The organism is Thermoanaerobaculia bacterium, from assembly GCA_018057705.1.
In the GTDB taxonomy this organism is placed as follows: Bacteria; Acidobacteriota; Thermoanaerobaculia; order Multivoradales; family JAGPDF01; genus JAGPDF01.
The window spans coordinates 1-12697 of the sequence record JAGPDF010000028.1 but is presented as its reverse complement, the minus strand read 5'-3'; the positions used below and the strand labels follow the sequence as shown (position 1 = coordinate 12697).

The 12697-nt window shown below is 69.6% G+C and carries 10 protein-coding genes; 5 read left to right on the top strand and 5 right to left on the bottom strand.

Features of this window, described 5'->3' with window-relative positions:
- Window positions 1-95 precede the first annotated feature (95 nt).
- Window positions 96-2039, top strand: coding sequence for an oligopeptide transporter, OPT family (locus tag KBI44_10770; GenBank protein ID MBP9144956.1), 1944 nt, complete (start codon window positions 96-98; stop codon window positions 2037-2039).
- 57 nt (window positions 2040-2096) lie between these two features.
- On the opposite strand, the gene KBI44_10765 is transcribed toward KBI44_10770, so the two are convergent.
- Complete coding sequence (locus KBI44_10765; GenBank protein ID MBP9144955.1) at window positions 2097-2819, bottom strand: hypothetical protein; 723 nt, start codon at window positions 2817-2819, stop codon at window positions 2097-2099.
- Between the two features lie 152 nt (window positions 2820-2971).
- Here KBI44_10765 and KBI44_10760 point away from each other — a divergent pair, with 152 nt between their 5' ends.
- The 3 genes from KBI44_10760 (at window position 2972) to KBI44_10750 (ending at window position 7428) form a co-directional block, all read left to right on the top strand.
- On the top strand, window positions 2972-4993 hold the full coding sequence (locus tag KBI44_10760; GenBank protein MBP9144954.1) for an alkaline phosphatase family protein: 2022 nt from the start codon (window positions 2972-2974) through the stop codon (window positions 4991-4993).
- Window positions 4990-6864 carry a DUF2723 domain-containing protein gene (locus KBI44_10755; protein MBP9144953.1) on the top strand — a complete coding sequence of 625 codons (1875 nt, stop codon included), beginning with the start codon at window positions 4990-4992 and terminating at the stop codon, window positions 6862-6864. Before KBI44_10760 ends, KBI44_10755 begins: the two co-directional genes overlap by 4 nt.
- A gap of 180 nt (window positions 6865-7044) precedes the next feature.
- On the top strand, window positions 7045-7428 hold the full coding sequence (locus tag KBI44_10750; GenBank protein MBP9144952.1) for a hypothetical protein: 384 nt from the start codon (window positions 7045-7047) through the stop codon (window positions 7426-7428).
- A gap of 166 nt (window positions 7429-7594) precedes the next feature.
- Here KBI44_10750 and KBI44_10745 read toward each other — a convergent pair whose 3' ends face one another.
- Together KBI44_10745 and KBI44_10740 are read right to left on the bottom strand one after the other, a co-directional pair.
- The gene (locus KBI44_10745) at window positions 7595-8470 is read right to left on the bottom strand and encodes a sugar phosphate isomerase/epimerase (GenBank protein ID MBP9144951.1); all 876 of its coding nucleotides are present in this window, start codon (window positions 8468-8470) and stop codon (window positions 7595-7597) included.
- Between the two features lie 10 nt (window positions 8471-8480).
- Entirely contained in the window at window positions 8481-9950 is a 1470-nt protein-coding gene (locus KBI44_10740) for a hypothetical protein (GenBank protein MBP9144950.1), read from the bottom strand.
- A 194-nt stretch (window positions 9951-10144) separates the two neighbouring features.
- Here KBI44_10740 and KBI44_10735 point away from each other — a divergent pair, with 194 nt between their 5' ends.
- Entirely contained in the window at window positions 10145-11116 is a 972-nt protein-coding gene (locus KBI44_10735; protein ID MBP9144949.1) for a TlpA family protein disulfide reductase, read from the top strand.
- On the opposite strand, the gene KBI44_10730 is transcribed toward KBI44_10735, so the two are convergent.
- Both KBI44_10730 and KBI44_10725 read right to left on the bottom strand, forming a co-directional pair.
- A complete protein-coding gene (locus KBI44_10730; GenBank protein ID MBP9144948.1) occupies window positions 11113-11568 on the bottom strand; it encodes a type II toxin-antitoxin system VapC family toxin in 456 nt (151 codons plus the stop codon). The genes KBI44_10735 and KBI44_10730 overlap by 4 nt on opposite strands.
- Window positions 11565-11822, bottom strand: coding sequence for a hypothetical protein (locus KBI44_10725; GenBank protein MBP9144947.1), 258 nt, complete (start codon window positions 11820-11822; stop codon window positions 11565-11567). Before KBI44_10725 ends, KBI44_10730 begins: the two co-directional genes overlap by 4 nt.
- Window positions 11823-12697: the final 875 nt, after the last annotated feature.

Here is a 12697-nt window from a genome sequence, read left to right as displayed (position 1 = left end):
ACTGGCGCTCGAAACCCCGAAGGACATCGCTGCAAACTATCGCGCCGCGGGCGATTTCGCTCATGTAGTATCCAGGTCTTCTAGCGGAGATCGACATGACACGCGACCCCCTCGCCCTGCGCTCCGAGAGCGTCGCCGAGTTCACCTTCAAGGCCGTCGCGGCCGGAGTCGTCCTCGGCGTGCTCTTCGGCGCCGCCAACGCCTACCTGGGCCTGAGAGTCGGCATGACCGTTTCGGCCTCGATTCCGGCTGCGGTGATGGCGGTCGTCGTCTTCCGCGCGCTCAAGCTGCGCTCGACGATTCTCGAAGTGAATCTCGCCCAGACCATCGGCTCGGCTTCGACCGCGCTCGCCACCGGCACGATCTTCACCATCCCGGCGCTCTTCCTCTGGGGAATGGTGCCGCCCTACATGCAGGTGGTGGCGCTCTGCTTCCTGGGCGGCCTGCTCGGTATCTCGGCGATGATCCCGCTGCGTCGCCTGCTGATCGTCGATGCCCACGACGAGCTCCCCTACCCCGAGGGCCGAGCCTGCGCCGAAGTGCTGCGGGCGTCGGAGAGCGGGACGAGTGCCGGCGTCTGGATCTTCCGCGGCATGGCGGTCGGCGCGGCGGTGAAGATCCTGATCTCGGTCGCCTTTCTCTTTCCGTCGGAAATCTCCTACCTGCTGCCGGTCCTGCCGAAGGCGCAACTCGCGCTCGAGCTCTCGCCGGCGCTCTTCGCCGTCGGTTTCATCCTCGGCTACCGCCAGGCTGCGGTCTGCGTCGCGGGCTCGATCGTCTCGTCGCTCGTCCTCATTCCGCTCATCGCCTGGATGGGCGCGCACCTGGGAGCGCCGCTCTATCCCGAGACGGTCCGCCTGGTCACCGACATGGGGGTCGGGGACATCTGGTCGCGCTATGTGCGCTACATCGGCGCCGGCGCGGTGGCGACCGCCGGCATCCTCACGGTGGCGCGCAATTTCCCGACCATGGTCGCGTCTTTCGCCGCGGTCGCCAAGGGCCTGAAGAAGAAGGCGGCGACCGCTGGCACTGCGATCTCCGCGGAGAGCCGGCTCGCGGCCGCGACCACCGACCGGGATCTCCCGGGCGGCTTCGTCTTCGGCGGCATCGCCACCGTCGTCACCGTCTCGTGGCTCGTCCCCGGCATCTTCGCCGGCGGCATGGACCTCACCCAGCGCGCCGTCTGCGCAGCGGGCGTCGGGCTCTTCGGCGTGCTCTTCGTCGCCGTCGCAGCGCGCATCGTCGGCATCGTCGGAGTCTCATCGCAACCGACCTCCGGCATTGCCCTCGTGACGCTGCTCGGCGTCGCCTCGGCCTTCGCTGCCGCCGGCTGGGTGGACGGCGGCGCCCGCGCCGCAGTGCTCACCGTGGGAACGATCGTCGCCATCGCCGCGTCCAAGGCCGGCGACATCGCACAGGACCTGAAGACCGGGTATCTCGTCGGCGCGACGCCGGCCAAGCAACAGCTCGGCCAGCTCATCGGCGCTTCTGTGGCCTGCTGGGCGGTCGCCGGTACGGTGCTGCTGCTCGGCAACACCTACACGTTCGGCGGCAAGGAGCTCGCGGCGCCGCAGGCGACGCTCATGAAGACGATCATCGAAGGGGTGTTGTCGGGCAACCTGCCCTGGGATCTCGTGGCGACCGGAGCCGGTGTTTCCATCTCGGCGATGCTCTGTGGCGTCTCGGGCCTCGCCTTCGCGATCGGGGTCTACCTGCCGCTTTCCTCGATGGCCTGTCTCTACGTCGGCGGCCTGGTGCGCAAGCGGTTCGAAAAGAAGGCCGCCGCGCCGGGCGAAAAGAGTGCCAACGAGAGCGATCCGGGAATCCTCGCCGCCTCGGGTCTGGTCGCGGGCGAGGGCCTCGCCGGGATCGCGATCGCCGCCGCGGCGGCGCTCAAGTGGATCCCCAAGAGCGCGGACCCGAAGGTCGGAGGCCTGTCTGGCGAGCTGCTGACGCTCGCCGTCATACTCGCGGTGCTCGGATTCCTCTATGCGGCCGGCAGATCGACCGCGAAGACGCCGACTGCGAAGTCGGCTTGAGGCGGAGACTCCGCAACCGGACCGCGCGGGGACCGCGAGGGTGCGGGCGGACGCGCACTACCGGCGAGTCTCCCGGCGGACAATATGTTCGTTGACCCGGAAACGGAGGGGATCGTCGATGCGACGCGGTCCGCGCTCGATGGCGACCCAGTCCGGGTCGAGATGGACCGATGCGACAATGTCGCCGCTCGTCGCCACCGCTTCGACGAGTTCGAAGATCAGCCTCGTCGGATCTCCGTAAGGGCGCCAGAAGTGATCGTCATCCTGCGCTCCGGCGCGATGCGCCCAGGACCAGTCCTCGATCAGGTAGATCCCCCCCGGGCGCAGGAGCGGGAAGAGGGTTTCGAAGGCAGGCTGCAGGCACTCGAGAATATGGGCCGCGTCGTCGATGATGAGGTCGGGTGCTCCCCGGAGCTTGCCGCGGGCAAGGTCGAGAACGACGCTGCGGTCGGACTGGTCGACTCCCCAGATCGTCTCGACCGAGCCGGGCTCGGCGCGCCGTGATGCCCAGGTCCTGAACTCCGGGCTGTCCTCACGCTGAGCGAGGTCGAAGGCGACGTGGCGCAGAGGACGGAAGACCTGGTTCCAGAACGCGACGCTGCCACCCTCCCAGATCCCCATCTCCAGGATGCGCTGCGGCTGGAACTCCGGGCGCAGCCGGAAGAAGCCCATCAGGCTCTCGACGAAGGCTCGATTCTTGAAGAAGCGCAGCTCCTCCGGCGCCACCGCCGGTGGCGTCCCCACCTCTTCGAGGCGAAAGACCTGTCCGTCGAGCCTCATCCGGTCCTCGTCCCAGACGACTCGATTCCAGACGGACCCCGCTGCGCGAACCAGGGACGGACCCGCGGACTCGTCCATGGCAGCAGATCCTCCCATTGCGCCGCGGAAATGGAAACCAGGGCGCGACCTCCTGCTAGCATCCTGGCCACTCGATGCGCCCCGTTCCCTGCCTCTCCCTTGCGGTTCGCTTCCGGCGCCGAGTCGTCGGCGCGCTCGTCGCGCCGGCGCTCCTGGCCGCCCTCGCCCTCTCGTCGTGTGCTCCGAGCGAGCGCCGGGTGCTCGTCCTCGGCTTCGACGGACTCGACCCCGACACGGTCGACCTGATGCTCGCGGAGGGCAAGCTCCCAAACTTCGCGAAGCTGCGCCGGGGCGGCGCCTACGGGCGGCTCAAGAGCTTCCAGCCGATGCTCTCGCCCATCCTCTGGACGACGATCGCCACGGGCAAGACCCCGGACCAGCACGGCATCGGCCACTTCGTCGTGCACGAGGCCGGCAGCGAGCGCACGGCTCCGGTGACGAGCGAGATGCGGCGCGTCAAGGCTCTCTGGAACCTCTTCTCCGACGCCGGCAAGCGTGTCGGCACTCTCGGGTGGTGGGCGACCTGGCCGCCGGAGAAGGTCAACGGATTCATCGCCAGCGACCATCTCGCCTGGCACTTCCTCTTCGCGCAGGGTTTCGAGCAGCAGAGCGGTCCGGGCGCGACCTGGCCTCCCGAGCTCGAAAGCCGGCTGGCGCCCCGACTCGTCCGCCCGCAGCAGATCGGCGCGGCCGAGCTGGCGCCGTTCGTCGATGTGACGGCGGAGGAGATCGCCCGTCCGTTCTCACTCGGGGACGATCTGCAGCACTTCCGCTGGGTGCTCGCGACCATGCGCACCTATCGCGACCTCGGCCTCGAGCTCTGGCGGAGCGAACGCCCTCACCTCATGCTCACCTACTTCGAGGGCACCGATTCGACGTCCCACCTCTTCGGTCACCTCTTCCGTGCCCAGGGGCTGGCCGGTGAGTTGGCCCTCCAGCAGCGCCGTTATGGCCGCGCCGTCGAGGCGGTGTACGAGTATGCCGACCGGATTCTGGGCGACTTCCTGGCCGTACTCGACTCAGGAACGACACTCGTCGTGCTCTCCGACCACGGCTTCGAGCTCGGCACGCTGCCCGACGATCCGAGCCGCTTGCGCGACATGCGGCGCGTCTCCGAGAAGTTCCACGACGAGGAGGGCGTGCTCTTCTTCTACGGCGCCGGCGTGCGGCCCGGAACGCGGCTCGACGGTGCGACGCTCCTCGACATCGCGCCGACGGTGCTCGCCCTGGGCGGCCTCGCGCCGGCGGCGGACATGCCCGGCAAGGTCCTGCAGGCGGCCTTCCGCGATCTCCCGCAGCTCGATCGCATAGCGACCTACGAAAACAGGCGCGAGAACAGTGGCGGGAACGCCGGCCAGAAGGGCGGCGGCGAGACCGGCGCCGCGCCGTCCCGGGACGGCAAGGTGGACGAGGCGCTCGTCGAGCACCTGCAGAGTCTCGGCTACCTCGCGGGGGGCAGCTCCCCCGAAAGCGACCGCAACCTCGCCGCCATCGCCTTCGAAGAGAAGCAGTTCGAGCGCTCGGCGCGGATGTACCAGGCGCTGGTCGAGCGCGATCCCGAAGATTCCTCCCTGCGGACGAGTCTCGCCGGGGCCCTGGGCGCGCTCGGGCGCTACGAAGAGGCGCTCGTCCAGCTCGCCGTGGCCCTGAAGCTCGAGCCGCTCAACCCCGAGGGGCACTACAACCAGGGACTGGCCCTCGAACGGCTCGGGCGCGCCAGCGAGGCGGTCACGAGCTACCGGCTGGCGCTGCGCTACCAGCCGGGCTACGAACCGGCCCGACAGGCACTGCTGCGACTGACCGGGAGCTCCGGTGAGTTCGTGGCCGCGAACGCGGCCGAGGCCCGGGCCCTGGCGCTCGCCGAAGCGGCGGCGACGGCCGCCCGGCGCGGCGCCTATCCCGAGGCGCTCGCGCAGCTGGCCGAGGCCGGTGCCGTTGCGCCCCGCCTGGCCATCGTCTGTCAGTACGAATCGAACGTCGCCTACCTCGCCGGGGACCGGCCGCGCGCCATCCGCGCGCTCGAGCGCTGCCTCGCTCTCGAGCCCGACAACGCGCTCTTCCAGCAGAACCTGAAGCAGCTGCAGGGAGGGCCGTGAAGCCGACGGAAGGAGCTCCGGCGACGACGGCAGCGGCGGCCAGGGTGGACCGCTGGATCGGTGTCGCGCTCGCCTGTCTCGGATTTGCAATTTACGCCACCGGAGCCTGCAGGACGATCTACGTCGGCGACAGCGGCGAGCTCACGACGGCGGTGTACGTCCTCGGCATCCCTCACCCCAGCGCCTATCCGCTCTACGTTCTCCTGGGCAAGCTCTGGACGATGTTGCTGCCCGCGGGCTCGATCGCGTTCCGCATGAGCCTCTTCTCTGCCGCGTGCGCGGCGGCGACTCTGGGACTGCTGTTCAGGCTGGCGCGTCGCCTGGGAATGGAACGACCGGTCGCTCTCTTCGTCGCCGGCCTCCTCGCCGTCGCGCCGAGCTTCTGGGGCGAGGCCAACATCCAGCGGGTCTACGCCCTCGGCGCGCTCTGTCTTGTGGCGGCGCTCCTCGCGGCGTTCGCCTGGGAGGGTGACCGGACGCCGCGCCGGCTGGCTGCAGTCGCCTTCCTCTGCGGCCTCGGAGCCACCAACCACACCTTCATGCTGGTCGCAGCCGCCGCCTTCGCCGGCGCCGCGAGCCTCGTCGAGCCGCGCCTCCTGCTGCGCTGGCGCGAGCTCGGCGTCGCTGCGGCCGCCTTCTCGGCCGGCCTCCTCCCTTACCTCTTTCTGCCGTGGCGTTCGCGCAGCGACCCGGCGCTCGACTGGGGGGACCCCGAGACGCTCGACCGCCTTCTCGCCGTCGTCACCCGGCGCGGCTTCTGGGAGAGGCGCTGGCTCGAGAGCGCCCGCGACTGGGCTGCGATCGCCAGCGACTTCGTGGCGAGCTTCGGCGCCGAGCTCACTGCCGGCGGCGCCTTCCTCGCACTGCTCGGCACCCTCGTTCTGCTCGCGAGTGGCCGGCGACGCTTCGCGCCCGCGATCCTCCTGCTCTGCATTCTCGGCAATCTCGTCGCTATGGGACTGCACGGCTCGAGGAGCGATCTCTTCATCTGGCACCGGTACTACATCCCGGCCTACCTCTGCGGGGCACTCCTCGCCGGCTTCGGCGCCCAGGCGCTGGCCGCGCGGCTCCCGCGGCGGCTCGCCTGGCTGCTCCTCGCCCTGCCGGCGCTCGGCCTCATCACCGGTTGGAACGCCTTCGACCGCAGCCGCTACCGCATCGCCGAGGACTACAGCCGGAGGCTCCTCGCGCAGCTCCCCCCCGGCGCGCATCTGGTGGCGAGCGACGACAACATCCTGTTCGTGCTGCTCTACCTGCGCCACGTCGTGGGGCTGCGGCCCGACGTCGACCTCGTCGCCCAGGGAGTCCAGGGGGCCGACGAGACGCCGCGTCCACCGCTGCGCTTCGACCCCGACCGGAGCCGGCTCTACTTTACCCACCATCCCAACTGGAACCTGCCCCCGCTCGAGATCCTCCCCGAAGGGCTTCTCTTCCGCGTCGCGCGGCGCGGCGCACCCGGAGATCGCCCGAACGAGTTCGCCGCTGGCTCCGACATCGCCGCCATCGCCGACGCCGACGAGCTCGCGGGCGAGAGCGATCCGCGGGTTCCCAAGGACTACCTGACGAGAAATCTCATCGGCGAGTTCCACTACATGCGCGGCCTCACCGCCGAGCTCCGGGATCCGGAAAGGTCGGCACGGGAATTCCGCCTCGCTGCAGAAGCGGCACCGGACAACGATGTGCTGTTCTACAACCTCGGCCTGATCCACTCGCGGGCCGGCCGCCTGCCGGAAGCGCTCGCCGCTTTCGAGCGCTCGCAGGAGATCAACCCCCGGCATCTGGCGAGCGGCAGCCGGCCGCGCGCCGCCGACCGCATCGCCGAGCTTCGCGCCGCGCTGGCACAACCGCGGCCGTCGCCCCTTCCCCACTAGCCCGGGTGGGTGCGCCCGCCCCCTTTGCGGGTATCGCGCGCCGACGCCCCGGAGGTGCAGAGTTGCCACAGAGGGCGCCCTCCGCGAGTGACTCTCCGGACCGGAACGCCCTTCCGGGGGTGGAGGATGAGAACTCTGTCGAACGTCGTATTGCGATCCTTCGTCACGCTGGGTGGATGCATGACTCTTCTGGCGCTCGGCCTCGCGGGCTGCAAGGCGCCGCCGCCGGCGGTCGACGCCGCGCCGATGAGCGTCGACGTGGAGGGGCCGGCGATCCGCCAGGCGCTCCACGAATTCGTCGACCGCACCCCCGGGGCCAAACCTCTCGACCTCGAGGTCGCCCAGGTGGGGGTCGACTCCGGCTACGCCCTGGTCACCTGGATGCACGAGAAAGAGGCCGGCCAGGCGGTGCTGCGCAAGCAGAACGGAGCTTGGCAGGTCCTCGAGTGCGACGCCGGCTGGTTGGGCCTGCGCGGTATCTGCAAGGAGCAGGTCCCGGAGAAAGTGGCGCAGCGCCTGCTCGATCAGATCGATCCGAAGTGGGGCTCGTACGAGACCCCCTGAAGCGATCGCCGGGCCACTGAATCGAAGCACCTCAAAGCCCATTCCCGGGTAACTCCCGCTCTGCCCCTCGGGCTCGCGGCGTGGACGGAGTCTTACCCGGAAGGGCGGCTTTTGCCACGCGCGGAGAGGATCGTCACTTGGCGATAGGCGATTGCGGCTATCGCCTTCAGGCGGCGGCACGCTCGCGATGCAGGCGGCGCAGCAGATCGGCCGACACGCGCGCCCGGCGCAGCAATCGAGCCGTGTCGTCCTCCGGCGCGAGCTCCAGAACGAAAGCGCCCGAAAAGTGCTCCGCGGTGAGCTGGCGCAGCAGCTCGGGCCAGGCGATGCCGCCTTCCCCCGGCGCGAGATGGTCGTCGCACTCGCCGTGGTTGTCGCTCGCGTGCACCATCCAGAGATGCCCGGAGAGCTTGTGGGCGACATGGCTCAGGTCGCCGGAGAGGTAGGCGTGGCCTGTGTCGAGGCAGATGCCGACGTTGCTCGAGGCGAGAGCGCCGAGCAACCAGAGAAGGTCGCGTACATGGCCGGCGAACAGATGCGGCAGCATGTTCTCGAGCACCAGCCGCACCCCGAGCTCACCGGCGCGCCAGGCGATGCGATCGAGCGCTTCGACGGCGCAGTCCATGCGGTCGAGGCGCTGCTCGCGCGGCACGCCGGTCGTCTCGGGTCCGGGATGCAGGACGAAGAAGCGCGCCCCGATCGTGGCCGCCGCCTCGGCGGCGCGGGAGATCTCGTCGACGGCGGCGTCCCGCACGCGGGCGTCGAGGGCCGAGATGTCGATCCGGTCGGCGAACGGAGCCTGGAAGGAGTGCACTTCGAGCCCCAGCGCGCGGATCCTCGCCGCTGCGGCGAGGCAAGCCGCCGGATCGTGGTAGTCGAGATGCGTGGGCGACGACGAGACCTCGATCTGGCCGAAGCCGGCCTTGCGAATCGGCTCCAGACAGTCGATCAGGCGGGTCCGCCAGAACGAACCGGTCGAGAATCCGATCGCGAGCTCTCCGGCCGCCGCGGCGAGCACCGGCCTCTCGGCCGTTTCGGCCATCCCGGCCATCTCAGGCGTGTCCACCACCGCTCTGCGCGGCGGTCCGCAGAGCCTCCAGGTTCCACGGGCAGCCGGTTCCTGGGCAGAGGAGCTTCTCCTGCGTCGAGGTGCAGTTGAAGTCGACCATCTGGTCGTTGCCGACCGCGATCAGCCCGGCAAAGAACCGGGTGTAGATCTCGGCCCGCATCGCCGCATCATGAAAATGGAAGTCCGCCAGCCAGCCGAAGGGGCGTTCGTACTTCGACCGGATGAGGCCGGCGATGTGCCGCGGATGCCAGCCCTGCGCGAGCAGGGTCCGCACCACGAGCTGAATCCCGCCCGGCTGCAGGAGCAGGTCGTTCGGATGCCCGAGGATGCGAGCGACGCAGGCGGGCAGGGCGCCGAGGTCGATCCGGTCGTAGGTGTTCGTCCAGAGCTCCGGAGGGTCGGGCTCCTGGGCATAGAACCGGCGATGGAAGTCCGCCAGCTCACTGCTCTCGTAAGCCGCGATCAGGCCCGCCATGGCGAGCGACGCATCGGGAATCGTCGTGTGGGTGCGTCGCGCGAACGCCGCCGCGAGATCGGGATCGCGCATGATCCGGATGCCCTCGTCCTCGTCCCCCGAATCGGGAATGGCGACGAGTCGGGGCAGCGCCGCCGGTGGGGGCGGAATCCAGCCGCGCCGCTCCGCCTTGAGATAGGCGGTGAACGGCATGCGAACCGCCCGCTTGTGCAGCGGATCGGCGTACTCCGAAAGGTCGATGGCGACGATCTCGCGGCCGTGCGCACCGGGGCCGACCACGACCGCGGTGAATTGCACCGGCACCGGAGACGGGCCACTCGCCGCGAGGATGCGATGGCCGAGGTACTCCATCACCTTGCCGAGGCCGTTCCATGCCGCGCCCGCGGGCGCGCCAACGGCCTTTCCGGCGAAAGGCCGTCGCGTGCCATAGGCGGTTCTCTGAGCCTCGCTGAGCGTTGCGAGACGCACCAGAGCCGCGAACGCCGCCGAACGCCGCCCGATCTTCCAGACGAAGTGATGGCCGCGCCCGGTGAGCAGGTGGAGCGCCTCGATCCCGAATTCGGCGAGCAGGGCGGAGATCGCGGCGACGACGTCCCTCTGCACGAAGAGGCTGCGCTTGGGATAGATCAGCGGCTCCCAGGGCGCGTCGAAGTGCACGTGCTCGATGTCGAGGTGGACGAGGAGGGAGTTCTTGTCCCAGAGCGAGCGCGCAACCTCGAGCTCGCTCGAGAGCATCACCGGCAGGTCGGTCACCGGACGAAAGCGCGCCGGGGGATCGGGCGTCGGAGAGGGCGAAGTCAGATAGGCCGTCGGTGACGTCTCGAGGCTACGTCCGCCGAGATACTCCTGGTGGCGGCGCCGCACCGACGGATGGGCGTAGAAACGCCGCCACTCCGCCGCCGCCTTGCGCCCGCCGTTCGTTCCCGCCGGTGCCGCGCCGGAAGCCGCCGGCCGGAACACCGCAGCCAGCGCGGCCATTGGATCCAGTGGGGCCAGCGGGTCGACCTGCGCCAGCGGGAGCAGCGGAGCGATCGGAAGGCGCTGAGGGCGCGAGGGGCGCGGAGGGCGAGCGGCCATGCTCTCAAGGTACTGCCGGCCGCGACCCCGGGCACCACCCGGTCAGGCGGGGCGGTGCGAGCGCGCGCGGCATGGCCTGTGCAGCCTGCCGCCGGATGCGCCAAGCTGACTCGGATCTCTTCCGCCGCGGCCGCCGCAGCCCGTTGCTGAAACTCGGCGTTCGCGCCGCGGGAATGCTGCTGCTCCTCCACTTTGCCGGCAGCGCGCTCTGCGCCGGCGAGCTCACCCGCACGATCCGGCTCAAGCTCTCGGCCGGCGACCTCGCGAGCGGCGAGGCTGCACTCGAGGATTGGAAGCGGACGAACGGCGAGGACGGCGAGTACCTCGACGGACTCGCCTGGCTCGCTCGTGGTGCCCTGCTCCTCGGCCGGGACGACCAGGCCCTCGCCTATGTTCACGAAGTCCGGCTGCGAATCCCCGCCGAGACGGCGGCCACCGGCAACGCCCTCGGCGCGGCGATCGAGGTGGAAGGCCGGGTCCTCCTGGAGCGCGAGGGTCGCGGCAGCGCGCTGCGCTTCTTCGAACAGGAGCTCGGGCGGGCTCGCGACACCGCCCTGCGCTCGCGGATCTCGAAGAACATCAACCTCATCGCACTCGAAGGGAGCCCGGCACCGGAGCTCCTGCCGGCAGCTCACGTCGGCCCGACCCCGCCGGCGCTCGCCGATCTGCGCGGTCGACCCGTGCTCCTCTTCTTCTGGGCGCACTGGTGCGGCGACTGCAAGGCGCAGGCCCCGGCGATCGCCCGCCTGGCAGCGAACTACGGCCCGCGCGGCCTCGCGGTGCTCGCGCCGACGCGGCTCTACGGCACCGGCAAGGACGACCAGGAGGCGACGCCCGCGGGCGAGACCGCGCGCATCGCCGAGGTGCTGGCCGAGTCCTACCCCGGCTTTGCCTCGATTCCGGTGCCGATCAGCGAGGCGGCCATGGTGCGTTACGGCGCCTCTGCCACCCCGACGCTCGTCCTCGTGGACCGCTCCGGCCGCGTCCGTCTCTACACCCCCACCCGGATGACCGAAGCCGAGCTCGAGCGCCGCATCGAAGAGCTGCTCGCAGAGCCGGCGAGCTAGCGAGGATTCTCGCGCGTCGCCCGATCGTCGAGAGGATGGCGCCAGCGCAGTCCGGGAAAACGCGCGAAGTCTCGATCGGCGGTGATCCAGACACAGTCGTGCTCGAGCGCCAGCGCCGCGTGAGCGGCATCTGAAACGAGATTGCCGCGGGCGTCCGCGTGGGCGCAGGTCTGGCGCAGGATCTCCCAGTACCGCGGGCCGGCGCGCAGGAGGCGGCAGCCGGGCAGCGCGAGCAGCGCGTCCGCGAACTGCATCGCCGCGACGAGCGGCGACGGTCGTGCGAAGACACGCGGGTGGGTAACGACTCTCAGAAATCCCACGAGGACGGGCTCCGAGATTCCGAATGCGGCGCCGGAACGAGTCTCGGCGAAGAGCCACTCCCGATACTCGTCATGCCGCTCGGCGTCGCTGCGATAGGCGCCGACGAGTACGTTGACGTCGGGGAGGATCACCGCAGACCGTTCATCACGTCTTCGAGCTCGGCGTTGTTCTCCAGCCGCACGCCAGGCAGAAGCCCGCCCCCGAGTTCCGACACCGGCAGGTCGCGACCGATGCCGACCACTGCCTCGCCATGGGAGGCGGGGCGAGCCAGGTAGGTCGAGTAGATCGCCTCGGCAATCACCTCTCCCAACGAGGCATCCTCCTCGGCGGCCTTGCGTTTCGCCAACTCGAGAGCCGACTCCGGAAGGTTGATGGTGGTTCTCATGGAGCGAATGTAACGACTTCGCATCATGATGTCAACCCGTGATGCGTTGATGCTTGCCAAGCTGATGGTACATCCGCCGCCTCACCGCCCAGACTTCGGCAGAGCGCTCCCAGAGGCTGCATGCCCAAAATTTTGCATCGATCGCGCTCCTGTCTTACGACCGCCTTGTCGCAGGAGCTGGCCATGTCGCCGGCGTCCTGCCGACGCTCGCCACTGCGGACTTCGACGGGTGCCATCCCTGCATGTAACCCGACTCCTGGGACTGGTGGGTGAGCGGTGGGCCTTGGATTGGCTTGCTGGCGGCTGAAGTCGACAGCCTTGCGGAAGCTGGAAGACTAGAAGGGACGCTGAACGGAAGGTGGTTCAGGAGAGGGGCTCAACGTAGCCGGGTCGGTGATCTTCAGGATGCGGAGAGCCTCCCGATTGGTGCGCCAGAAGGTAGGGTTCGGCGACGTCGGAACGGAGCCGAAAGAGGCGACTTCGCTCGCCGAAGTGAAGAGCGCGTCACAGCTCGCACCCATTGCACCGCCGGCAGGAGCGTCTTGCTGGGGCACGCCGATGACGAGATACGCGGACCGGGCGGAGCTGGCGAGCCTCTTGAGGCTCCTGCAGGGCAGGACTCTGGTCTCCACCGGCAGGCGCCGGATCTCTGACGGGAGAATAGCGAGCTCCCGCAGAACCAGCACCTGGTCGCCCGGCTGGACCCGTTGTGCGAGCCAATCGATCGCCTCGACGCGCGAATCACGCCGGACGAGACCGTCATGAAATCGAACGAGGCCGGCCCCGAAGGAGAGGGCCACCGCGACGGCAGCAAGGACTCCGACAGATCGAGCCCTGAGGGACGACTTCTCGCCTTGCGGCCTTCCGAACGCGCC

What these genes read in the sequence shown, in the direction of transcription:
- KBI44_10770 (MBP9144956.1), top strand. Translation starts at nt 96, where the DNA reads ATGACACGCGACCCCCTCGCCCTGCGCTCCGAGAGCGTCGCCGAGTTC.
- KBI44_10765 (MBP9144955.1), bottom strand. Translation starts at nt 2,819, where the DNA reads ATGAGGCTCGACGGACAGGTCTTTCGCCTCGAAGAGGTGGGGACGCCA.
- KBI44_10760 (MBP9144954.1), top strand. Translation starts at nt 2,972, where the DNA reads ATGCGCCCCGTTCCCTGCCTCTCCCTTGCGGTTCGCTTCCGGCGCCGA.
- KBI44_10750 (MBP9144952.1), top strand. Translation starts at nt 7,045, where the DNA reads ATGACTCTTCTGGCGCTCGGCCTCGCGGGCTGCAAGGCGCCGCCGCCG.
- KBI44_10745 (MBP9144951.1), bottom strand. Translation starts at nt 8,470, where the DNA reads ATGGCCGAAACGGCCGAGAGGCCGGTGCTCGCCGCGGCGGCCGGAGAG.
- KBI44_10740 (MBP9144950.1), bottom strand. Translation starts at nt 9,950, where the DNA reads ATGGCCGCGCTGGCTGCGGTGTTCCGGCCGGCGGCTTCCGGCGCGGCA.
- KBI44_10735 (MBP9144949.1), top strand. Translation starts at nt 10,145, where the DNA reads ATGCGCCAAGCTGACTCGGATCTCTTCCGCCGCGGCCGCCGCAGCCCG.
- KBI44_10725 (MBP9144947.1), bottom strand. Translation starts at nt 11,822, where the DNA reads ATGAGAACCACCATCAACCTTCCGGAGTCGGCTCTCGAGTTGGCGAAA.